Origin of the sequence: Paraburkholderia sp. RL17-383-BIF-A (genome assembly GCF_046028015.1) — a bacterium.
Taxonomy (GTDB): domain Bacteria; phylum Pseudomonadota; class Gammaproteobacteria; order Burkholderiales; family Burkholderiaceae; genus Paraburkholderia.
In genome coordinates, this window is sequence record NZ_JARESR010000010.1 from 169622 (window position 1) to 193735 (window position 24114).

Genomic DNA, 24114 nt, shown 5'->3' on the forward strand with positions numbered 1-24114 from the left:
TTGGCGCGTATCCGATATCGCGTTCAAACGCATACAAGGCCGGTTGTCTTTCTCTGGCGACCGGTCGACCTGTCCCAGCCCGTGGCGGCGCGCCTCTCTCAGTCCACGATCCGCGCCGGCAGCGCGCCTCGCAGTGCATTGCACACCATCAGCGCTTCGGCGTTTTGCAGATCGGTTCGGGTGAGCACACGTTCGGCCGCCTGCAGACCCGACGCCTCCTCGAGCAAAACGCTGCGCATCACGCCTGGCAGCACGCCCGACGCAAGCGGCGGCGTCCACCAGCGCCCCGCCAACTTCACGAAGACATTCGACCGGCCACCTTCGGTCAATTCGCCCTGCCCGTTGAAGAACAGCGTGTCGAACGCGCCCTTCGCTTCGGCTTCGCGCCAGCCGCGATCGTATTCGGCGCGGCGAGTGGTTTTGTGACGCAGCAGCAAGTCGTAGGCGTCGGTTGCCGGGAAGGCGTGATCGGGTCCGAGCAACACGCCGACAGTGGAGTCGGCTAGCGGCGTCAGCACGGCCACGGTGATGTTCGCCGTGCCGTTCTTGCTCAACGCGAGCCGCATGCGATGCGGAGTTTGTGCGGGCAGCGCCGCGCACTTCGCCGCGATCTCCGCGCGAAGGGCGTTGGCGATCGTATCGTCGAGTTTGAAGCCGAGTACCGCCGCGCTCGACGAGAGCCGCGCAAGATGGCGCGACCAATGCCGCACGCCCTCTTCGCGCGTCGCATACATTGTTTCGAAGAGTTCGAAACCCGGCTCGGCATGGGTCAGAAAGCGGGCCTTCAATTGACACTCCGCGTATTCGTCGGCGGCGACGCTGTCGAGCACGATCCCCGCGCCGATGCCCATCTTGCCTTCCAGTTGCCCCGTTTGCGCCGACCGGCTCAGCGTCAACGTGCGGATCGCGACGGACAGGCAGAAGTCACCGCAGGCGGTTTCGTTCGCAGCCGGTGTGGATGTGCCGGCACTCGTGGTGTGCGCGGCCGCCGAGGGCGCATCCAGCCAGCCGATGGCGCCGGTATAGAGCCCACGCGGCGTGCTCTCGAGTTCATCGATCAATTGCATCGTGCGATGCTTCGGCGCGCCCGTGATCGAGCCACAGGGAAACAGCGCGCGCAGTATCCCGGCGAACGACGTGCCGGGCCGCAACGCCGCATGCACAGTGGACGTCATCTGCCAGACCGTCGCATACGGCTCGACCGAAAAGAGCGCCGGCACCTTGACCGAGCCCGTCTGCGCCACCCTCGACAGATCGTTGCGCAACAGGTCGACGATCATCACGTTTTCGGCGCGGTTTTTAGGATCGTTGCCCAGGAATTCGGCAGCGCGCCGGTCCGCCGCCGGGTCGTCGGATCGCGGCGCGGTGCCTTTCATCGGCCGCGCATGCAACGTCTCGCCCTGCTTTTCGACGAAGAGCTCCGGCGAGCACGACAACACCCAATCGCCGTCCGGCAACGCGATCAGCGCACCGTAGCGCACCGGCTGGCGCGCTCTCAGCCGCCGATATAGCGCGACGGGCGAGCCGAGCACGTCGAAGCCGAGCCGGTAGGTGTAGTTGACCTGATAGGAATCGCCCACGCGCAGGGCTGCGTGGACCCCGTCGATCGCCGCGTTGAACTGCAGCGGATCGACGCTCGCGCGCACGTTGGCCGTGCCCGCCACCGATGGCTCGGCCGCGCCCTGGTCACGTGCCGTGAGCCACGCGTCGACCTCTTCACGCGAACGCTTCTCGCAACGTTCGAACAATAAAAAACGCAGCGTGGCATCGCCACGCTGCGTTTTCAGAGACCAATCCGCCTCGGCGCCGAGGAGATCCCGCCCGAACTCATAGTCGGCGAGCACGACGGCATGCAAACCCCGCAGGGTTTCCGCAGCCACGCGCTCGCACACGGCTTCGAGTTGCGCGGCATCCGCACACACCCATTCCTGCACAAACCCCGTGTACAGACGACTCGAAGGGCGCGCCGGCAACGCGTCGCAATCGTCGAGCAATGCGAAAACCGCGCCGTGCTCATCTGCCGTCATGCTTACCGCCAAAATCAAACTGTCATTAATCGAAGAAGCTCTTCACCCGGTCGAACCAGCTCTTGCTTTGCGGGCTATGCCGCGAACCGCCCTCGACCAGCGCCTTTTCGAACTGCTTGAGCAAATCGCGCTGCGGCTCGGTCAGCTTGACCGGCGTTTCGACTTGCACGTGCACGTACAGATCGCCGGCAATGCTCGAACGCAGCCCCTTGATGCCCTTGCCACGCAGACGGAACGTCTTGCCCGATTGCGTGCCTTCCGGCACCGTGAAGCTGGCGCGGCCCGCAAGGGTCGGCACTTCGATCTCGCCGCCGAGCGCCGCAGTGGTGAACGGAATCGGCATCTGGCAATGCAGATCGTCGCCGTCGCGCTCGAACACCGAGTGCTGCTTGATATGAATTTCGACGTACAGATCGCCCGACGGGCCACCGTTGATGCCCGGCTCGCCATTGCCGGCGGAACGGATACGCATGCCGTCGTCGATACCTGCCGGGATCTTCACTTCCAGCGTCTTGGTTTCCTTCACCTTGCCCGCGCCGTGGCAATGGCCGCATGGGTCGGGAATGTAGGTGCCGGTGCCGTGGCACTTCGGGCAGGTTTGCTGAATGCTGAAGAAGCCCTGCGACATCCGCACCGAACCCGAACCACTACAGGTCGGGCAGGTTTCCGGCTTGGTGCCGGGCTTGGCACCCGAACCGTGACAGATTTCGCACGAGACCCAGCTCGGCACGCGGATCTGCGTGTCGTAGCCGTGTGCGGCCTGTTCGAGCGTGATTTCCATGCTGTAGCGCAGATCGGCACCGCGGTACACCTGCGGGCCCGCGCGGCCGCCACCGCCACGCGCGGCGCCACCGGCTGCCTGGCCGAAGATGTCGCCAAAAATATCGCCGAATGCGTCGGCAAAACCGCCAAAGCCTTGCGCTCCGGCACCGCCCATGTTCGGATCGACGCCCGCGTGGCCGTACTGGTCGTACGCGGCACGCTTTTGCGAGTCCGACAGCATTTCATAGGCTTCCTTCACCTCTTTGAAATGCCCTTCCGCATCCTTGTTGCCCGGATTGCGGTCGGGGTGGTGCTTCATCGCGAGCTTGCGATAAGCCTTCTTGATTTCGTCGTCGCTCGCGTTCTTTGCGACGCCCAGAACCTCGTAGTAATCCCGTTTCGCCATATCGGTTCAACGCCACTCGCGCAATGCGACGCGGTGGCTCCTCTTGAATGCTGGAGTCTAACGACTCGTCCGGCCGCTGTTTCATGCCCTTTCAACATGGCCTGAAAACAACGCCCTCCATAAAACAAATGTGCCCGGAGAGCCCCAAAAGGCTCGCCAGGCGCGATAACCGCTTTCGCACGTTCATGTCGCCCGGTTGGACGCAATCCCTTGTGCAGCCGGGCCGCACACATTGCTGTGTGCGGCTTTACGGTCGAAATGCGACCTGGCTTTAGTCTTTCTTGACTTCCTTGAACTCGGCGTCGACCACGTCGTCCTGCTGCTGGCTCGCGCCACCCGCCGATGCACCTGCGCCGCCCGCACCCGCCGCGCCTGCTGCCGCGGCTTCCGCGCCTTGCGCAGCCTGCATGTCGGCGTACATCTTCTCGCCCATTTTCTGCGAGGCGGTGGCCACCACTTCGATCTTGGCTTCGATCGCGGCCTTGTCGCTCGAACCGCTCTTCAGCGTTTCTTCGAGGTCCTTGAGCGCGGCTTCGATCTTTTCCTTCTCGGAAGCTTCGAGCTTGTCGCCGTATTCGGTGAGCGCCTTCTTCGTGCTGTGGACCAGCGCGTCGCCCTGGTTGCGGGCGTCGGCCAGCTCACGCAGCTTGTGATCTTCTTCCGCGTTCGCTTCGGCGTCCTTCACCATCTTCTCGATTTCGGCTTCGGACAGACCCGAGTTCGCCTTGATCGTGATGCGGTTTTCCTTGCCGGTCGCCTTGTCTTTCGCGCCGACGTGCAGAATGCCGTTCGCGTCGATGTCGAAGCTCACTTCGATCTGCGGCGTGCCGCGCGGTGCCGGCGGAATGCCTTCGAGGTTGAACTCGCCCAGCAGCTTGTTGCCGGCTGCCATTTCGCGTTCGCCCTGATACACCTTGATCGTCACGGCGCCCTGATTGTCATCAGCCGTCGAGTAGACCTGTGCGTGCTTGGTCGGGATCGTGGTGTTCTTGTTGATCATCTTCGTCATCACGCCGCCGAGCGTTTCGATGCCGAGCGACAGCGGGGTCACGTCGAGCAGCAGAACGTCCTTGCGGTCGCCCGACAGAACCTGGCCTTGAATCGCGGCGCCGACGGCCACGGCTTCGTCCGGGTTCACGTCACGGCGCGGGTCCTTGCCGAAAAATTCCTTAACCTTTTCCTGCACCTTCGGCATGCGGGTCATACCGCCGACCAGAATCACGTCGTCGATTTCGCCGACCTTCACGCCTGCGTCCTTGATTGCCACGCGGCACGGTTCAATGGTGCGTTCGATCAGCTCTTCAACCAGCGCTTCCAGCTTCGCACGCGTGATTTTCAGGTTCAAATGCTTCGGACCCGATGCGTCGGCGGTGATGTACGGCAGGTTGATTTCGGTTTGCTGGCTCGACGACAGCTCGATCTTGGCCTTTTCAGCCGATTCCTTGAGGCGCTGCAGCGCGAGCACGTCTTTCGACAGATCGACGCCCTGTTCCTTCTTGAACTCGCCGATGATGTAGTCGATGATGCGTTGGTCGAAGTCTTCACCGCCCAGGAACGTATCGCCGTTCGTGGACAGCACTTCGAACTGCATTTCACCGTCAACGTCGGCGATTTCGATGATCGACACGTCGAACGTACCGCCGCCCAGGTCATACACCGCGATCTTGCGGTCGCCCTTTTCGGCCTTGTCCAGACCGAATGCCAAAGCGGCTGCGGTCGGTTCGTTGATGATCCGCTTCACTTCCAGACCGGCGATGCGGCCTGCGTCTTTGGTCGCCTGACGCTGGCTGTCGTTGAAGTACGCGGGAACCGTGATCACGGCTTCCGTGACCGGCTCGCCGAGGTAGTCTTCAGCGGTCTTCTTCATCTTGCGCAGCACTTCAGCCGAAATTTGCGGCGGAGCGAGCTTCTGATCGCGCACTTCGACCCATGCGTCGCCGTTGTCGGCTTTCATGATCTTGTACGGCATCAGGCCGATGTCTTTCTGCACTTCTTTTTCTTCGAAGCGGCGGCCGATCAGGCGCTTGACCGCGTACAGCGTGTTCTTCGGGTTCGTGACCGACTGACGCTTCGCAGGCGCGCCGACGAGAATCTCGCCGTCTTCCATGTAAGCGATGATCGACGGCGTGGTGCGCGCGCCTTCCGAATTCTCGATCACCTTGACCGAATTGCCTTCCATGATCGCCACGCACGAGTTGGTCGTGCCGAGGTCGATGCCGATGATTTTGCCCATTTTTACTAATCTCCTGACTTTGATCGCTGCGGGAAGCGCCTTGTTTGCCCTGCTGGCGGTAAGGCGATCCGCTCTCAATTCCTACCTGCACTCAACATAAGTGCGTCCGCATCGTTTTCAAGACCTCTTTTACGATGCGGTCTTTAATTTTTTTCAATCGGGCGAACTTTCGCCCGAAATTGTTCCATCGGCTTGCGGGCCGGCGGTTTTTGCAGCATCAGCCACCCGGATTTTTTCCCGTGCGGCCGCAACCGCGGCCTGGAACTGCCCGAGGCCATGCCAGCCGGTTGCCCGGCCGAGCCGCTTGCCGCGGTAAAAAAAGAACCATGTGGGCACGCCGTGCAGCGTGAAGCGCCGCCCCAGTTCGCGATGCTCGTAAACGTTGCTGTGAAACCATTTGAGACCGAGAGCGCGAATCGCGTCCGGCTGCGCCAGCATGGCCTTCTTGGCAATCTCGCAGTTAAAGCAGTCGAGACCCCAGAAAAACACCACGGCCAGTTCATCGCCCGCTCCGGCGAGCCCGGCGTCGAATGACTCCGCGCTGAGCTCCTGCATCTCGAAGGCCGCGAACGCGGTGGCGTCGACGGGAATATTGGCCATGGCGACGCCTGCCAGACTAAACGGCTTCTGAACGCCTCGTCGCGCTTACTTCGGGGCCGCGACGGTCACGAGTGCCGGTCGCAGCACGCGATCGGCGATTACGAAGCCCTTTTGCAGCACGGCCACCACCGTGTTCGGCTCCTGGTCGGCCGGAACCATGGAAATGGCCTGATGGCGATGCGGGTCGAACTTCTCGCCAACCGGATTCAGGGCGACGACGCGACCCTTTTCCAGCGCGCCAGTGAGCTGGCGCAGCGTGAGTTCGACGCCTTCGCGCACTTTCGGCAGATCGTCGGTCGAATGGGCGACAGCTGCTTCGAGGCTGTCGATCACCGGCAGCAGATGCTCGGCAAAAGTCTCGATTGCAAACTTGTGCGCCTTGGCGACGTCTTCCTGAGCGCGGCGGCGCACGTTTTCAGTCTCAGCCTTGGCCCGCAGGAAGCTTTCCTGCAACTCGGCGATCTTTGCCTGAGCCTCGGCCAGTGCCGCTTGCTCGGCGCTTGCCGGCGAGTCGGTCGCCGCGTTCGCAGCGGCTTCCTGCTGAGGTGCCGCGGCCTCGGCGGCCTGGCGCGCGGTTTCGTCGGCGGGCTTGGAATTCTGGCTCGTCGGGTTCTCTTGCGTGTTTTCCATGTCGCTGAAAGTCGTTAAAAAGTGAAAGCGAGGTAAAAGCCGAGGGCGGCGGCAGCGCATCAAGCCTGGTGCGGTTTGTGCGTTGCAAAATCGCGACAGACAACTTCGCGAGTCACCGCAAATCAACACGGCAGATGAGGCCGGAAAGAACCATTTCAAGCGGTTCTCCCGGATCTTTTCGCACCACGGCCGGGCAGCGGAAATGCCTGGTTACAACCATTAATGCGACGCAATCAGATTGAGATTGAGTGCGGGCGGCAAGTGGCCTATGCTCCAACAAAGCATCGGAAAAGACGCGTTAACCCTAATCTGACGTAAGCCTTTCCGATATCTTGCAATTTCACCCGATTCGCCCGTCTTTATCCTGAACCTTCCCGAGGGGAGTAGCGTGAAACTGACCTTTGCAATCTCGGTGGTCGCATTGGTTCTGATTGCGGGCACCACGACCATCTGCATGTCCGGGGCTGTCAACGATCACACTACCGAATATGGTGGCGTGCACGCGACCATGGAACAACTGTTCAATCCCCGCCTGAAAGTTTGTCGATAGTGCGCCGGTCGCGCTTGGTCGGTCGGCCGTGCAATGCGGCGGCCGGCTCTCGATACGTCTTGCGCCGCTCCTGTTCGACCTGCCGCTTCAACTTACTCTCTTCGGTTTCCGCATAAAGCGTCTGCGCGACACTCGCCGGGCCGCGCACGTCGCACACGCCCAGCACCTCCACTTGCCACACGATCCGTTCGATCTCGATCTCGACCAGGTCACCGACCCGCACGTCTTTGGCCGGCTTGACGCTGGCGCCGTCAATGCGCACATGTCCTTTTTCGACGGCCGCCGCCGCGAGCGAACGCGTCTTGAAGAAGCGCGCCGCCCACAGCCATTTGTCGATGCGCAACTTGGCGCCGGCTTCGGTTGAAATCCTGTAATTCATGAGCCTGCTCAAGCTCCTGTCGTGTGCGGCACCGGTAGCGCCTGCACCGGCCAGCCCTGCAAATTCTGCGCAACGATTTCGCCCAACGCGGCAATCCACGCCTGCGAGGCGTTCAGGCAGGGAATCCGATGGAAATCCTGGCCGCCCGCGTGCAGGAATTCGTCGCGCACCTCCATGCCGATTTCCTCGATGGTTTCAAGGCAGTCGGCCGTAAAGCCCGGACAGAACAGATCAGCACGCCGCACGCCCGCCGAGCCCAGCTCCTTGAGCGTGGGTGCGGTGTACGGCTGCAGCCACTCGGCCTTGCCGAAGCGCGACTGGAACGTGATGCGGCATTCCACCGGCGTCAGTTCGAGTGCCTGCATCAGCAGCGCGCCGGTTTGCTGGCATTGCTCGTGGTATGGGTCGCCGAGATCCAGCGTGCGCTTGGGCACGCCGTGAAAGCTCAGCACCAGCTTGTCACCAGAGGCGAAATCCGGCCGGCCGTGCTGATGCCAATAGTGATGTACCTGCGCGGCGAGCGCCGCAATGTAGGCCGGATGATCGGCGTACTGGCGCACCGTGCGGATTTCCGGCTGATTGCGCATGCGCTTGAGCGCCGAAAAGGCGTCGTCGAACGCGGTGGCCGTGGTGGACGACGAATACTGCGGATACATGGGCATCAGCAGCACGCGTTCGGCGCCCGCCAGCTTGAGCTGGTTCAGCATGGCCGGAATGCCCGGCGTGCCGTAACGCATCGCGTAGTCGACGAGCACCGTGTAGTCGTTCAGTTGCAGCAGATGACGCAAGGCTTCCGTCTGCTTCTCGGTGTACACGCGCAGCGGCGAGCCTTCGGGCATCCACACTGTGGCGTATTTCTTGGCGGAGGCGCGGCCGCGGAACGGCAAAATCAACAGGCGCAAGATGATCTGCCAGAGCAGCGCCGGAATTTCGACCACCCGCGGATCGGAAAGAAACTGCGCGAGATAGCGGCGAACCGCACGCGGCGTCGGCGCGTCGGGCGTGCCGAGATTGATCAGGAGCACGGCGACGCGGTGTGATGTGGCGTTCTGTGAAGGCCGCTCGAGGTCGAAGCGCATAGGCAGCAGAAGTAACCGGTTAGGCGGAGTGGCGGTTCAAGTGGGAACCATTATAGCGGCGTGCTTCATGCACCGGTCCGCCGGACACCCCTGGCCATTCGGCCAATTGGCAAGCCGCGCGCCGTGACGCATTATTTGCGGCAGGAACCGGCGCGGCGAGGAGTCGAAAAGAAAGCTATTTACTGTTGGCTGAGCGTGAGGGAAAGCAGGCGCGCGGTAATGTCCACAATCGGAATCACGCGGTTGTAGGCCATGCGGGTCGGTCCGATCACGCCCAGGGTGCCGACAATCTTGCCGTTCACCTCGTAAGGCGCGGTGACCACGCTCATTTCCTCGATCGGCACGAGATTCGACTCGCCGCCAATGAAAATCTGCACGCCCGCCGCGTGACTCGACACGTCGAGCAATTGAAGGAGACTGGTCTTTTGGTCGAACACATCGAACAGCTTGCGCAAGCGCGCCATATCCGACGAGAGGTCGGCCACTTCGAGCAGGTTACGCTCGCCGGAAATCAGCACGGTCTCGCCCGTGTCGGCTTCGTCGGTGCTGGCCGTGACGGCGGCGTGCATCAGCGTGGTCATGTCGCCGCGCAGTTCGTCGATTTCTTCGCGCAGGCGGCGGCGCACGTCGTCGAACGAGAGGCCCGCGAAGTGCGCGTTGATGTAGTTGGAGGCTTCGACCAGTTGCGACGGCGAGAAATCGCGCTGGGTCGCCATGATGCGGTTCTGCACATCGCCTTCCGGCGTGACGATGATCAGCAGAATGCGTTTGTCGGACAAACGCATGAACTCGATCTGCTTGAACACGTGGCTGCGCCGCGGCGTGAGCACCACGCCGGCGAACTGCGACAGGTTGGACAGCACGCTCGCCGCAGCAGCGACGACTTTCTGCGGCTCGCCTGCCTTCAGCGTGGTCTTGACGGTACGCATCACGGCTTCTTCGTCGGCGGCGGACTCCACCGTCAGCATGGTGTCCACGAACAGGCGGTAGCCGCGCGGCGTGGGAATGCGGCCCGCGGAAGTGTGCGGGCTGATCACGAGCCCCAGGTCCTCGAGGTCGGACATTACGTTGCGGATGGTGGCGGGGCTCAATTCGAGGCCCGAATAGCGCGACAACGTGCGCGAGCCGACCGGCTGACCTTCGGCGATGTAGCGCTCGATCAGCGTTTTGAGGAGGGTTTGTGCGCGAGGATCTAGCATGACGGAAAATTTTAGCTCAATGGCACGACTACCGCGAGCGCTAGGGGCGCCCATCCCTGACGAACGCGCCACCGCTTGCCGCTGCGGCACGTTGCCTTCGGTCCGGCACATCATTGGCCGGCGTTCAGTCCGGCGCGTTACGGAGCACCTTGCGGGCCGCCTTCCGGGCGGCCCGGCTGGTGGCACCCCGCCGCACTTTAACCGGCGCGCATGTCATCAAGGCTTCACCATTCTAACGATAATCGCGAGAGGCGCTGGCGGCCCGCGCGCGCCGGCCCGTCACCGGGTCTGTCTACGGTTCTTTTCAGGCCCTACCTATGGTGTAATGCCGGCATGCAAGTGACCAGCCAGTTCAAGACCGTCGCGCTCGTCGGGCGCAACAATACGCCGGGTATCGCCGAGCCGTTGACCGCGCTCGCCTTGTGCATCGCGAAGCGCGGCTTCGAGGTCGTGTTCGAAGCCGACACCGCTGCCGAGATCGGCGTCACCGACTACCCGGCGCTGCGTCCCGCCGAGATCGGCGCGCGCGCCGACGTGGCCGTGGTGCTGGGCGGCGACGGCACGATGCTCGGTATCGGCCGACAGCTCGCGCCGTATCGCACGCCCTTGATCGGCATCAACCATGGGCGGCTCGGCTTCATTACCGACATTCCGATCTCCGACATGCGCGAGATCGTGCCGCAAATGCTGTCCGGCAATTTCGAGCGCGAAGAACGGGTGCTGCTCGAAGCGCGCATCATGCGCGACGGCAACCCGATCTATCACGCACTGGCCTTCAACGACGTAGTGGTCAACCGCAGCGGCTTCTCGGGCATGGCGGAACTGCATGTCTCGGTGGACGGCCGCTTCATGTACAACCAGCGCTCGGACGGCCTGATCGTGGCCACGCCCACCGGCTCGACCGCTTACGCGCTGTCGTCGCAAGGGCCGATTTTGCATCCGCAGTTGCAGGGCATCGTGCTGGTGCCGATCGCGCCGCACGCGCTGTCGAACCGTCCGATCGTGCTGCCGGACGATTCCAAGGTGAGCATCCAGATCGTCTCGGGCCGCGAAGTGAACGTCAATTTCGATATGCAGTCGTTCACCTCGCTCGAACTGAGCGACACGATCGAAGTGCGCCGCTCGCGTCATACGGTGCCGATGCTGCATCCGGTCGGCTACAGCTATTTCGCCACGCTGCGCAAGAAGCTGCACTGGAACGAATACCCGTCGCACGAAGAAGACCCCAAGCCCTGAGCGGCAAGGACACCCGGAACGCGAACGCCGCCGCTGCCGAACCCTGACTACCCAGCTCACCAGACCACCTCCATGCTTCGCCACCTCTCGATACGCGACTTCGTCATCGTCGCCGCGCTCGATCTCGAATTCGACAGCGGCTTCACTGTTTTCTCCGGCGAAACCGGCGCCGGCAAGTCGATCCTGATCGACGCGCTGGCGCTCGCGCTCGGCGCCCGTGCCGATGCGAACGTCGTGCGCACGGGCGAAAGCCGCGCGGACATCACCGCGGAGTTCGAAACGCATGCGCAGGTCGAGCACTGGCTCGACGAGCAGGCGCTCGGCACAATCGGCGCCGACGGCCATCACGGCAGCACCGTCATGCTGCGGCGCGTGGTGGATGCCAACGGCCGCTCGCGCGCCTTCATCAACGGCACGGCGGCGACGCTCGCGCAGTTGCGCGAGGTCGGCGAAATGCTGGTGGATATTCATGGCCAGCACGCGCACCAGTTGCTGATGCGCCCCGACGCGCAACGCGAACTGTTCGACACCCACGCCGGCCTGTCCGACACGGCGGCCATCGTCACGCGGGCATGGCGCACATGGCGCGAGAAGGTTCAGGCGGTCGAGCATGCGCAAACACGTGACCGTGAACTGCAACTGGAACGCGAGCGCCTCGCCTGGCAACTCACCGAACTGGACAAGCTCGCGCCGCAGCCGGGCGAGTGGGAAGAGGTCAATGCCGAGCATCGGCGGCTGTCGCATTCGGCCAATCTGATCGACGGCGTGCAAGGCGCGCTCGGCGCGCTGTCCGAATCGGACGAGGCCATGATCACGCATCTGTCCTCGATCGTGTCGAAGGTGCGCGATCTGGCGGAGATCGATCCGGCTTTGAACGACGTGCTGGCCGCGCTGGAGCCGGCCGAAATCCAGTTGCAGGAAGCGGCGTATTCGCTGAGCCATTACGCGCAAAAGCTCGAACTCGACCCGGACCGGCTCGCGCAGGTCGAAAAGCGTCTGGATGCATTGCATTCGGCCGCGCGAAAATTCCGTCTGCAGCCGGAAACGCTGCCTGAAGAACACGAGGCGCGTCGCGCGCAATTGGCCGCGCTCGACGCCGCCGCGGACCTCGACAGCCTGCACGCCGCCGAGGCCAAAGCCAAAGAAGCCTTCCTGACCGAGGCAAAGAAACTGTCGAAGGCGCGTGCCAAGGCCGGCAAGGCGCTGGGCGCGGCGGTCACCACGGGCATGCAGGAACTGTCGATGAAAGGCGGCAGCTTCGAAGTCGCGCTGGTGCCGCTGCCCGAAGGTGGCGCGCACGGGCTCGAACAGGTCGAGTTCCGGGTCGCCGGTCATGCAGGCGTGCCGCTGCGGCCGCTCGCGAAGGTCGCCTCGGGCGGCGAGCTGGCGCGTATCAGCCTCGCGTTAGCGGTAATCGCCAGCGCCGCCAGCCCGACACCCACGCTCATTTTCGACGAAGTGGATACCGGCATCGGCGGCGGCGTCGCCGAAGTAGTCGGGCGGCTTCTGCATCAGCTCGGCCAGCAGCGCCAGGTGCTGTGCGTCACGCATTTGCCGCAAGTCGCCGCGCGCGGCGACCACCATTTCCAGGTGGCCAAAGCGGGCAATGGCAAAGGCGGCACGGTCAGCAGCGTGACTTCGCTCGACAAGGCGAACCGCATCGAAGAAGTGGCACGGATGCTCGGCGGCCTGGAGATCACCCCGACCACCCGCAAGCACGCGAAGGAAATGCTGGCAGCCTAGTTGCTGGACAGACGGGGGGCATCCCCCCGTCGCCGCGAGCCGATCAATCCGCGCGCCCTCACCCGAACACGCGCTTCCACAACCCGAGCACGGCTTCACGCTCGTTGGCCACCAGCGCCGGCTCGACGCGCGCCTTCTCCATGCCGTCCAGCCGCAGCTTGTGTTGCAATTTGCGGTAAGTGCGATATGCCGCGCCGACCGTCTCCGCTTCCGCCTCGCTCATCAGGCCGAAGCGCGACACTTCCCGCAGCAGCGCAATGTTGCCGGTGTTGCGGATCAGCTCGGGGTCGCTCGCCGCGTGCAGCAACACCCAGTACTGCACGGTGAATTCGATATCCACCATCCCGCCGCGATCGTGCTTCAGATCGAACAGCGCCGTATGGTTCGGATGCCCCGCCCCGACGCGCTCGCGCATCTCGACGATCTCCTTCGCGAGCGGCGCCGCTTCGCGCGGCGTGGTCAGCACCTGTTCGCGGATGGCCTCGAATTTCGCGCCGATCTCGGCGTCGCCCGCGCAATAACGGGCGCGGCTCAATGCCTGGTGTTCCCATACCCACGCCGTATTGGCCGCGTCGCCCTCGCGCAGCTGGTAGCGGCGGAACGCATCCAGATCGGTGACGAGCAGGCCCGACTCGCCGTTCGGCCGCAACCGCAAGTCGACGTCGAACAGCGTACCCGCGCCGGTCGCGGTCGTGAGCCAGGTGATGAGGCGCCGGGTGTAGGTGGAGTAGACGTCGGCTGCGGCGTCGTCGGTGTCGTCGTAGAGGAAGATCACGTCCAGGTCGGATGCATAACCCAACTCCTTGCCGCCCAGCTTGCCGTACGCGATCACCGCGAAACGCGGCACTTCGCGATGGCGCTTCGGCAACTGCTTCCAGACCGCTTCGAGCGTGACGTCGAGCACGGCGTCGGCGAGTTCGGACAGCCGGTCGCTCACATGTTCGACACTCAGCTTGCCGGCCAGATCGATCAGCAGAATGCGGAACACCTCGGCCTGGTGCGCGTGGCGCAGCAGATCCATCTGCTGTTCCACGCCGTCGGCGGCGGCCAGACGCAGGCGCAGGGTGCGCTTGAATTCGGGCCAGTCGAACGGACTATCCATCGCTTCGTCGTCGAGCAACTCGTCGAGCAATTGCGGATGGCGGATCAGATAACCGGCCGCCCAGCGCGATCCGCCGAGCACCGACAGCACGCGGTGCAGTGCCTGCGGATATTCGGTCAGCAGCGCCAGATACGCGCCGCGCCGGCTGACCGCTTCCAGCAGGTCGAAGAAGCGCGCCACCGTATCGCCGCGCCGCGCGGCAGGCTCCAGCGTGCGCGCGGCTTCGAGCGCGCGTTGCGCGACGATGTCGAAGCGTTGCCGGCTGCGCTCGGCCAGCCCCGCGTAACGCGACGACTGCCATACCGCGCGCAGCCGCGCGAGCAGTTCGCCCGGCTCGGCCACGCCGAGTTCGATCAGGCGCGCCTGCAGGACTTCGTCGGCGCTGTCGTCGGCGAGTGCGCTGCTCCAGACCCATGCGGCAGCGCCGTCTTCGGGTGCACCGCAGCCGTCGCGACCGTTCACCTTGTCGGCGAAAATCTGATCGAACTGCTGTTCGACGAACTCGCGATGCTCATCGAGCTTCGCCATCAGCGCGGCGTAATCGTCGCAGCCCATGGCGCGGGCGAGCGCCGCGCGTTCCTCTGGCGCGACCGGCATGGCATGGGTTTGCGCGTCGTTGCGGTATTGCAGACGGTGTTCAAGTTCGCGGAGGAAACGATAAGCCTGCGAGAGCTTCACGCAGACCGACGTATCGATCAGCCCGTGCGTCGCCGCATGACGCAGCACGGCGAGGGTCGGCCGCACGCGAAAGCCCGCGTCCTGGCCGCCACGGATCAACTGGAATACCTGCGCGCTGAATTCGATTTCGCGGATGCCGCCGCGCCCGAGCTTGATGTCGTCGGCCTTGTCGGGCCGCATGGACGCGCGACGCTGCGCCTCCTGGCGAATCTGCAGATGCAGCGCGCGAATCGCGCTGATCACGCCGAAATCGAGATAGCGGCGGTAGACAAACGGCGTGACGATCGCGTCGAGCTGTTTCTGTAACCGCTGCGCCGCGTCGCTCGTGCCTTCGGACACGAGACGGCCCTTGATCCACGCGTAGCGCTCCCACTCGCGGCCCTGCACGTAGAAATACTCTTCGAGCATGCCGAGGCTGCATACAAGCGGCCCCGAATCGCCGTTCGGCCGCAGCCGCATATCGACCCGGAACACGTAGCCGTCGGCGGTGACTTCGGCGAGGGCGCCGATCAGGCGTTTGCCGAGGCGCGTGAAAAAGTCCTGGGTGGCGATCGGAGAACGCTGGCCGCCCGCAGTCTCGCCGTCCTCTTCATAAATGAAGATCAAGTCGATATCCGACGACACATTCAGTTCGCGGCCACCGAGCTTGCCCATGCCTACCACGCCGAGCGCGAGCCGCTCGCCGTGCGGTCCGCGTGGCTCGCCGTACAGCGCTTCGAGTTCGGCGGACAGGACGGCGAGAGCGCGCTGGATCGTCGTCTCGGCCAGATCGGTCATCGTGCCGGTGACTTCGGCGACATCCGCCGCGCCGGCGAGATCGCGCTCCATCACGGCGCAAAACACCTCGGTGCGCAACTGGCGCAGCGCCCGTTTGAGTGCATCTTCACTCAATGGCGCACCGGTCGCGCCAGCCGCCTCGGCGCACAATGCGTCGAAACGGGCGTCGATACGGTCTCGGGTCAGCGGCAAGGAAGCGAGCGCCGCCACCTGCGCGACGAGTTGCGGGCGGGCCGCCGCGGCGCGCGCCGCGTAGTGTGAATAGCTGGAACTCAGGAGAGTGGCGTCTGTCATCAAGGGTCTGGCTCGCTCGTTGCTTGATCAGCTTGGTTCAATTCGCAGCAGCACACGGCGCGACAGCCTCGCGCAGGTCGCGAGACGGCGCGCAGACAGGGTTTGCAGGAAGTCCGCCCACGCTATTCCGTGTGTTACATTTCGTCGTTAATTCGCAAAACTACCATACGCCCACCCGCCGCAGCATGTCCGAGCGAAACGAATCCGCCGACCCTCACGAAACCGGGCAGGTCCGGCCTGTGAGCGGAAGCGACCACATCGTGCTGCGTCGGACCTTTCACGTGGTCCTCGCGATCGCGCTCGTCCTGTACTTCGTTGCCACGGGTCTGTTTCTCGCATTGCGCTATGTGGTGCTGCCGCGCGCCGACTCGTTCCGCCCGCGCATCGAGGCGATCGTTTCAGAAAAGCTCCATGCGCAGTTCACCATCGGCAAGCTCGCGCCATATTGGAGCGGCTTCCAGCCGGGCCTCGACGTCACCAACCTCGTGATCCGCGATCACGAAGGCAAAACCGCGCTGACGATTCCGCACGCCACCGCCACGCTTTCGTGGAAATCGCTCTGGCAGTTTCATCCGGCGCTCTCCAGCCTGATCGTCGATCAGCCGGACGTGCTGGTGTCGCGCAGCAGCGACGGCGTGCTCTCGGTGGCGGGCGTGCCGGTGCCGACGCGCCACAGCGGCAACGATGTCCTGTCCACCTGGCTGTTGCGTCAACAGGCGATCGTGGTGCGCGGCGGCGTGCTGCGCTGGCGCGATGCGCAGCGTGACGCACCCGAGCTTGCCTTGCGCGATATCCGGATCGCGATTCTCAACGACGGCTACGATCACCGGCTGGCGCTACAGGCGCCCGCCGAAGGGCATGTCCTGCACGGTCCGCTTGATTTCCGCACCCATTTCAGACACGCGCCGCTCTCGGCAATCGGCAAGCCGATCAACTGGACGGGCCAGGTGTACGTCTCGACCGGCCCGGTCGATCTGCCGACGCTCGCGCGTTACGTCAATTCCCCGTTCGAGATGTATGCCGGCCGGATCGACAACGCGATCTGGATCGACTTCGCCGAGGGTCGCATGAAGTCGGCCGGCGGACAGCTCGCCGGCGCCGACGTCGCCATGCGGGTACGTCCGACCCAACCGAAGCTGCTAGTGCCGGTGGCCAACTTTTCGTGGCGCCTCGAGGCCGAACAGGGCGACTACAGGCTGCAACTGAGCCAGCTGCACGCCGAACTCGGCCAGCCGCCGCTCGACGACGGCACGCCGCTCACGCGCATGCTCGCGTTCGACACGCTGAACGGACGCTTCCGGACTGCCTCGCAGCAGCATGGACAACTCGTCAGCGTGAGCGGCGATCGCGTCGACCTCGGCGTCCTCGCCGAATTCAGCCGTGCGTTGCCGCTGCCGGGGCGCCTCCTGAACAATCTGGTGCGCTACAACCCACGCGGTCTGGTGGCCAACTATCTGATCGAAGTCGAGCGCGGTAAGCCAGAGTCCGGCGAAGCGGGCAGCGATCATCGCCCGAGCGGCGCCGAGCCGATCGAGCGTTATCGCTTCAAGGGCGATCTGCAAGGCATCAGCGTCGCCGCGCAGGAACCGCCGCCGGGGCTCACGCCGCTGAATCACCCGCGCGCGGGGATCCCCGGTATCGAGAATCTGTGGGGCAGCGTGGATGCCGACGAAAACCACGGCACCGCCCTGCTCGACACCTCCAACGTCGCCATTACGCTGCCGGGCGTGTTCGACGACCCGCGCCTGAAGCTCGACCGCCTGCACGGCCGCGCCGACTGGACGATTGCGCCGAAAGCGCCGGGCGAGAACCGTCCTGCATTCACCGTGAAGCTCGCTGATTTCGGCGTCTCGAACGCAGACGTCGCAGCCACCGCCAGCGCCGACTACAGCAACCCGGGCCACGGGCGAGGCTCGCTCGATCTGAAAGCCGACTTCCAGCGCGCGAAGGTGACGCGCATCACCCGCTATCTGCCCACCAGCATCAGCGAAAAGCTGCGCATCTATCTGGGCCACGGTTTGCAGGCCGGCATGTCGCACGGCGCGACGATCGAAGTGCACGGCGATCTGACCAAGTTCCCCTATTCGCGCGACCCGAGCGCCGGGCAGTTCCATATCGTGGCGCCGTTCAAGGGCGGCAAGTTCGATCCGACGCCCTACCCGCCGCGCAAGATGAAGAACGGCACGCCGAACGTGTGGCCGGCGCTCGACGGCATCGATGGCGTGTTCGAGCTCAAGCAGAACGTGATGCGCTTCGACATCGACCGGGCGCATTACAAGCAGGTCGCGCTCACCGGCGTCAACGGCCGGATCGACGACCTCGGCACCAAGGCGTCGAGCCTCGTCATCAAAGGCGATGGCCATGGTCCGCTCGCCGACATGCTCGACTATGTGAACGCCAGCTCGCTCGGCATCATGGCGAAGCACGAGACCGAGAAGGTGCGCGCCGAAGGGCCCGCGTCGCTCGCGCTCAAACTGACGGTGCCGCGCACGCCCAAGCCGCATATCGCCGTGGAAGGCGCCGTCGGTTTCCAGAACAACCGCCTGAGCGTCGAGAACGTGCCGCCGCTGTCGCAACTGAAGGGCAAGGTGCATTTCACCGAGCACACGGCGCAAGTGGACCGGCTCTCCGGGCAATTCCTCGGCGGCGATATGCATGCCAATGGCGGTCTGAAGCAGGACGGCACGTACGCGCTCGACCTCGGCGGCCATATCGCCGTCGACGCGGCACGCGGACTCAACCTGCATGGCCCGACCGCGCAGGTGCTGACGCGCATGAGCGGCAGCGCGCCGTACGCGCTCAACGTGCGCGGCGCCAAGGGGCGTTTGCCCGAAGTAACGGCGAACTCCGATCTGACCGGCCTTGCGCTCGACTTCCCCGCGCCGTTCAACAAGCCCGTCGGCACGCCGATGCCGCTGCGCTTCGCCGTCGGCCCGTCCACCACGCCGGGCGAAACGGGACTGGAGCGCGCCGATCTCACCTTCGGCCCGATCGCCGCCGCCTATCTGCTGCGCTATCAGCCGAAAACGCCGCCCACGGTCGTGCGCGGCGCGGTGGGCGTGAACAGACCCGCCGACCTGCCGTCCGAAGGCGTGATCGCCGCCGTCGACCTGGACGCATTCGACGCGGACGCGTGGCGCGCGCTGGCCACGCAATTACGCAGTAAAGATGCGCCCGCGCCCGCCACGGCCACCGCGACACCGCCCGCGCCGAATCCGGTCGTCGCGCAATTCCTACCGAGCCGCTTTGCGGTGCACATCGACACGCTGACGCTGCTCAAGCGTCACTGGGACAGCGTGATCGTGGGCGCGTCGCATGCGGATCGCACATGGCAGGCGAACATCGCCTCGAATCAGGTGTCCGGCCACGTGTCCTGGCTGCCTGGCCCGACCAAAGACTCGCCCGGCACGCTGCAGGCGCGCTTTGCCCGCGTGGTGATTCCGTCGGCCACCGACAAGGATCTGCTCGGCCAGGCAATCTCGGCGCCCGCGCAGAACATGCCGTCCATCGACCTCGTGGTCAACGAATTGATCGTGCGCGACCACAACATTGGCCGTCTCGAAGTCGACGCGCACAACTTCGACGAAGACGGCGTGCCGGTCTGGCAACTCGACAAGCTCGACATCACCAACCCCGCCGCCACGCTGACCGCCACCGCCAACTGGCGGACCTCGACCGAGCTCGGCAGCAGCGCCGACGAAGCCACGCCGCGCCGCACCGTGTTCGATTTCAAGCTGGACATCAAGGACGCCGGCGCGCTGCTGGAACGCTTCGGCCAGCCGCGCACGCTCAAGGCGGGCAGCGGCTCGCTCTCGGGCAAGATGATGTGGCAAGGCGGCCCGACCAGGATCGACTATCCGACCTTCAACGGCAATCTGGCCGTCGATCTGCGCCACGGCCAGATCCTCAAGGTCGATCCGGGCGTCGCCAAGCTGCTGGGCGTGCTCAGCCTGCAAAGTCTCGCGCGCTTCGCCACCCTGAACTTTCGCGACGTGATCGGCGAAGGCCTGCCGTTCGAGCACGTCACCGGCACGGCGCAGATTCACAACGGCATTGGCCGCACCGAGAACTTCGAGATGGTCACCGCCCCGGCGCGCGTCGAGATGAAGGGTTCGGTCGATCTCGCCCAGGAGACCCAGGATCTGCACGTTCAGGTCGTGCCGACGGTCAGCGCCGGCGCTGCCGTGATCGCCGCGACGGTCATCAATCCGCTGCTCGGGCTGGGCGCGCTGGTGGCCGATCTGGCGTTCACCCAGTCGGTCTCGCACGCCTTCGCCCGCGAGTATGCGATCACCGGTTCGTGGTCGAAACCGCACGTCGAGCGGGTGAAGAGCGATCGCGGTAAGATGGACGCTCCGGCTTCGACCGTGGAAGCGCACTGAGCCTGTCTCCGACCCTTTGCCCGGTCAGACAGGCGCCGTACGGCACGATCGGTCCCAGCCAGCCTTGAACGACGTATGCGGCGCAAGCGGTTCGCGCCGCCGCCTTGCCGGGAGTTTTCCGAAACGCTCATGAGCGAAACACACGTCTCTTCAACCGTCTCCAGCGGTTCCCTGGAAAGCGCCTTCCGGGTCGCCGCGCTGCAAATGGTGAGCACCCCGGATCGCGATCGTAATCTCGCCGAAGCCGGGCGCCTGATCGCCGAGGCCGCCGCCGGCGGCGCGCAACTCGTCCTGCTGCCTGAGTACTTCTGCTTCATGGGCTTCAAGGACACGGACAAGCTCGCCGTGCGCGAACCCTATCAGGACGGCCCGATCCAGCGCTTTCTCGCCGACGCCGCGCGCCGCCACCAGGTCTGGGTGATCGGCGGCACGCTGCCGTTGATGTCGCCAGAAGCGTCGCGCGTGCTGAACACCACGCTGGTGTTCGACCCACAAGGCAACGAGGCCGCGCGCTACGACAAGATCCACCTGTTCAACTTCGAAAAGGGCGAGGAATCGTTCGACGAAGCGCGCACCATCTGCCCCGGCGGCGAAGTCCGCAGCTTCGAAGCGCCGTTCGGCCGTGTCGGCCTGTCGGTCTGCTACGATTTGCGCTTTCCGGAGCTGTACCGGCGCATGGGCGACTGCGCGCTGATCGTGGTGCCGTCGGCGTTCACATACACGACCGGCCGCGCGCATTGGGAAATGCTGCTGCGCGCCCGGGCGGTCGAAAACCAGTGTTATGTGCTGGCCGCGGCGCAAGGCGGCAAGCATGAAAATGGCCGCCGTACCTGGGGCCACAGCATGCTGATCGACCCGTGGGGCGAAATCGTCGCGGTGCGCGACGAAGGCGCAGGCGTGGTCGCCGGCAATCTCGAGCGTGCGCGTATCGACGAAGTGCGACAGAGTCTGCCCGCCTGGCGTCATCGCGTACTCAGTTGACTGAGTTGACTCCTCTGACCACATTGATCAACCCACTCGTGTGACATTGAAAGTGCGGCGCCCTGGACTCATCTGGTGAGTGACAGACGCGCTAACCGAATCCTTCGTATCGAGCAGAACATACTTCGCATGAACATCATCGAACCCGGTATCCGTAATCTCGCCACCGCCAAGGACATTCTCCTGACGCCCTACGGTCTCGACGAAGCCCTGCTCACCCGCACGCTCGCCGAAATCTTCACGCACAAGATCGACTACGCCGACCTGTATTTCCAGTACACGCGCAGCGAAGCGTGGAGTCTCGAAGAAGGCATCGTGAAGTCCGGCAGCTTCAGCATCGACCAGGGCGTCGGCGTGCGCGCCGTGTCGGGCGACCGCACGGCTTTCGCCTATTCGGACGACCTGTCGCCCGAAGCGATCCGCCAGGCGGCGCTCGCCACTCGCTCGATCGCCAAGGCAGGCGGCGGCAAGCAGAAGATCAAGGTGGCCTCGTCGCTGACCGGCATCGCCGGGCGCGATCTGTATCTGCCGGCCGATCCGCTGCATTCGCTCGACGCCACCGCCAAGGTCAAGCTGCTCGAGCGCATCGAAAAGATGGCGCGCGGCCGCGATCCGCGCATCCAGCAGGTCATGGCCGGCCTCGCCGGTGAATACGACGTGGTGCTGGTCGCACGCAGCGACGGCGGCTTCGCGGCCGACATCCGGCCGCTCGTGCGCGTGTCGGTCACGGTGATCGCCGAGCAGAACGGCCGCCGCGAAATCGGCAGCGGCGGCGGCGGCGGCCGCTTCGACTACGGCTATTTCACCGACGACGTGCTGTCGGGCTACGTCGACGACGCTGTGCATGCGGCGCTGGTCAACCTCGACGCGCGTCCCGCGCCGGCCGGCGCGATGACTGTCGTACTCGGACCGGGCTGGCCCGGCGTGCTGCTGCACGAAGCGATCGGCCACGGTCTCGAAGGCGACTTCAACCGCAAAGGTTCGTCGGCATTCGCGGGGCGCATCGGCGAACAGGTCGCCGCCAAGGGCGTGACCGTGGTGGACGACGGCACGCTGCCGAACCGCCGCGGCTCGCTCAATATCGACGACGAAGGCAATCCGACCCAGTGCACCACGCTGATCGAAGACGGCATTCTGAAGGGCTACATCCAGGACACGCTGAACGCGCGCCTGATGAAGATGCCGGTCACGGGCAACGCGCGCCGTGAGTCGTACGCGGCGCTGCCCATGCCGCGCATGACCAACACGTACATGCTCAACGGCGACAAGGACCCGCAGGAAATCCTCGCCTCCGTGAAGAACGGGCTGTATGCGGTGAACTTCGGCGGCGGCCAGGTCGACATCACGAACGGCAAGTTCGTGTTCTCGGCGTCCGAGGCGTACATGATCGAAAACGGCAAGGTCACGTACCCGGTGAAGGGCGCGACGCTGATCGGCAGCGGCCCGGAGTCGCTCAAATACGTGACCATGATCGGCAACGACATGAAGCTCGATTCGGGCGTCGGCGTGTGCGGCAAGGAAGGCCAAAGCGTTCCGGTGGGCGTCGGCCAGCCCACGCTGCGCATCGAGAAGATGACAGTCGGCGGTACTGCCTGATTTCGCAGTAAACGCATACTTCGTGCATGCATTGCGCGAAGTATGCGGATTTCCCGCATTTTTACGCCCCGCGGCTTGCAAGCGCAGCCTGCCCGGGTTATAAAGTCACTCACCCTTTTTGACCTGCGACCTCATTCGTCATGTCCGCCAAGTTTTATTTTTACTTTTTTTGGCATCTCAGACCGCTGGCGGATCGAGAGGGGTGTTAGTGCACGCAGAACACCGAGAATTCCCGAAAAACCGCCAGCCAGCCTGGCGGTTTTTTTTCGCCTCATGTCTTTGAAACTTTATTTTTGACGATTGTCCGCTCTGGCATCGCTGCTTCATCGCAATCCTGACTGCCCGCGCGAACACGCTACGAACCGATTGGAGAACACCATGCCCCCGCACAATACCGACGATGTCCGCATCCGCGAGTTGAAAGAACTCACGCCGCCCGCTCACCTGATCCGCGAATTCGCCTGCGACGAAACGGTGTCCGACGTGATCTACAACTCGCGCACCGCGATGCATCGCATTCTGCACGGCATGGAAGATCGTCTGATCGTCATCATCGGACCGTGTTCGATCCACGATACGAAGGCCGCGATGGAGTACGCGGGGCGGCTGGTCGAGCAGCGCAAGCGCTTTGCCGGGGAACTTGAAATCGTGATGCGCGTGTACTTCGAGAAGCCGCGCACGACGGTGGGCTGGAAGGGTCTCATCAACGACCCGCACATGGACAACAGCTTCAAGATCAACGACGGCCTGCGCACCGCGCGCGAGTTGCTGTTGCGCATCAACGAACTCGGCCTGCCGGCCGGCACCGAATACCTCGACATGATCAGCCCGCAGTACATCGCCGACCTGATCTCGTGGGGTGCGATCGGCGCGCGCACGACGGAATCGCAAGTGCACCGCGAACTGGCATCGGGCTTGTCGTGCCCGGTCGGCTTCAAGAACGGCACGGACGGCAACGTCAAAATCGCCGTCGACGCGATCAAGGCCGCCTCCCAGCCGCACCATTTCCTGTCGGTCACCAAGGGCGGCCACTCGGCGATCGTCTCGACCGCGGGCAATGAGGACTGCCACATCATCCTGCGTGGCGGCAAGACGCCGAACTACGACGCGGACAGCGTGAACGCCGCGTGCGCGGACATCGGCAAGGCCGGTCTCGCCGCGCGTCTGATGATCGACGCGAGCCACGCGAACAGCTCGAAGAAACACGAGAACCAGATTCCGGTGTGCGCGGATATCGGCCGCCAGATTGCTTCGGGTGACGAACGGATTGTCGGCGTGATGGTGGAATCGCACCTGGTGGCGGGCCGCCAGGATCTGCAGGAAGGCTGCGCGCTGACGTACGGCCAGAGCATTACCGACGCGTGCATCGGTTGGGACGAAAGCGTCGCCGTGCTGGAAGGCCTCGCCGACGCAGTGAAGCAACGTCGTGTGGCGCGTGGCAGCGGCAACTGAACCCACAC

15 protein-coding genes are annotated in these 24114 nt (G+C 64.3%); 6 read left to right on the top strand and 9 right to left on the bottom strand.

Annotation, left to right across the window (positions count from 1 at the left end; all coding sequences use genetic code 11):
- Window positions 1-98 precede the first annotated feature (98 nt).
- The 8 genes from pabB to hrcA form a co-directional block, all read right to left on the bottom strand.
- Window positions 99-2027: an aminodeoxychorismate synthase component I gene (gene pabB, locus P0D71_RS14640; protein ID WP_408480707.1), complete on the bottom strand. Its 1929-nt coding sequence runs from the start codon at window positions 2025-2027 to the stop codon at window positions 99-101.
- A gap of 25 nt (window positions 2028-2052) precedes the next feature.
- Window positions 2053-3195 (bottom strand): molecular chaperone DnaJ, encoded by a 1143-nt coding sequence (dnaJ, locus tag P0D71_RS14645; RefSeq protein WP_091796668.1) that lies wholly within the window; start codon window positions 3193-3195, stop codon window positions 2053-2055.
- A gap of 271 nt (window positions 3196-3466) precedes the next feature.
- Window positions 3467-5428, bottom strand: a complete 1962-nt coding sequence (gene dnaK, locus P0D71_RS14650; protein ID WP_091796669.1) for a molecular chaperone DnaK — start codon at window positions 5426-5428, stop codon at window positions 3467-3469.
- 153 nt (window positions 5429-5581) lie between these two features.
- Window positions 5582-6028: a thioredoxin family protein gene (locus P0D71_RS14655; RefSeq protein WP_408480709.1), complete on the bottom strand. Its 447-nt coding sequence runs from the start codon at window positions 6026-6028 to the stop codon at window positions 5582-5584.
- A gap of 45 nt (window positions 6029-6073) precedes the next feature.
- Window positions 6074-6658 (bottom strand): nucleotide exchange factor GrpE, encoded by a 585-nt coding sequence (gene grpE / locus P0D71_RS14660; protein ID WP_091796671.1) that lies wholly within the window; start codon window positions 6656-6658, stop codon window positions 6074-6076.
- Window positions 6659-7179: 521 nt separating this feature from the next.
- Window positions 7180-7587 carry an RNA-binding S4 domain-containing protein gene (locus P0D71_RS14665; protein ID WP_408186799.1) on the bottom strand — a complete coding sequence of 136 codons (408 nt, stop codon included), beginning with the start codon at window positions 7585-7587 and terminating at the stop codon, window positions 7180-7182.
- A gap of 8 nt (window positions 7588-7595) precedes the next feature.
- Window positions 7596-8666 carry a ferrochelatase gene (hemH, locus tag P0D71_RS14670; protein WP_408186800.1) on the bottom strand — a complete coding sequence of 357 codons (1071 nt, stop codon included), beginning with the start codon at window positions 8664-8666 and terminating at the stop codon, window positions 7596-7598.
- 179 nt (window positions 8667-8845) lie between these two features.
- On the bottom strand, window positions 8846-9865 hold the full coding sequence (hrcA, locus tag P0D71_RS14675) for a heat-inducible transcriptional repressor HrcA (protein ID WP_091796674.1): 1020 nt from the start codon (window positions 9863-9865) through the stop codon (window positions 8846-8848).
- Window positions 9866-10198: 333 nt separating this feature from the next.
- Between hrcA and P0D71_RS14680 the strand changes: the two genes are divergently transcribed.
- Together P0D71_RS14680 and recN are read left to right on the top strand one after the other, a co-directional pair.
- Window positions 10199-11101, top strand: a complete 903-nt coding sequence (locus P0D71_RS14680) for an NAD kinase (protein ID WP_091796675.1) — start codon at window positions 10199-10201, stop codon at window positions 11099-11101.
- Between the two features lie 72 nt (window positions 11102-11173).
- A complete protein-coding gene (recN, locus tag P0D71_RS14685) occupies window positions 11174-12844 on the top strand; it encodes a DNA repair protein RecN (protein ID WP_408186801.1) in 1671 nt (556 codons plus the stop codon).
- Between the two features lie 58 nt (window positions 12845-12902).
- On the opposite strand, the gene glnE is transcribed toward recN, so the two are convergent.
- Window positions 12903-15695, bottom strand: a complete 2793-nt coding sequence (glnE, locus tag P0D71_RS14690) for a bifunctional [glutamate--ammonia ligase]-adenylyl-L-tyrosine phosphorylase/[glutamate--ammonia-ligase] adenylyltransferase (protein ID WP_408480711.1) — start codon at window positions 15693-15695, stop codon at window positions 12903-12905.
- A gap of 185 nt (window positions 15696-15880) precedes the next feature.
- Here glnE and P0D71_RS14695 point away from each other — a divergent pair, with 185 nt between their 5' ends.
- The 4 genes from P0D71_RS14695 (at window position 15881) to aroG (ending at window position 24106) form a co-directional block, all read left to right on the top strand.
- A complete protein-coding gene (locus P0D71_RS14695) occupies window positions 15881-20077 on the top strand; it encodes a YhdP family protein (RefSeq protein WP_408480713.1) in 4197 nt (1398 codons plus the stop codon).
- Window positions 20078-20206: 129 nt separating this feature from the next.
- A complete protein-coding gene (locus tag P0D71_RS14700; RefSeq protein ID WP_408350361.1) occupies window positions 20207-21058 on the top strand; it encodes a carbon-nitrogen hydrolase family protein in 852 nt (283 codons plus the stop codon).
- Window positions 21059-21187: 129 nt separating this feature from the next.
- Window positions 21188-22654 (top strand): metalloprotease TldD, encoded by a 1467-nt coding sequence (tldD, locus tag P0D71_RS14705; RefSeq protein ID WP_091796678.1) that lies wholly within the window; start codon window positions 21188-21190, stop codon window positions 22652-22654.
- A 378-nt stretch (window positions 22655-23032) separates the two neighbouring features.
- Window positions 23033-24106, top strand: coding sequence for a 3-deoxy-7-phosphoheptulonate synthase AroG (gene aroG, locus P0D71_RS14710; RefSeq protein WP_408186804.1), 1074 nt, complete (start codon window positions 23033-23035; stop codon window positions 24104-24106).
- Window positions 24107-24114 lie beyond the last annotated feature (8 nt).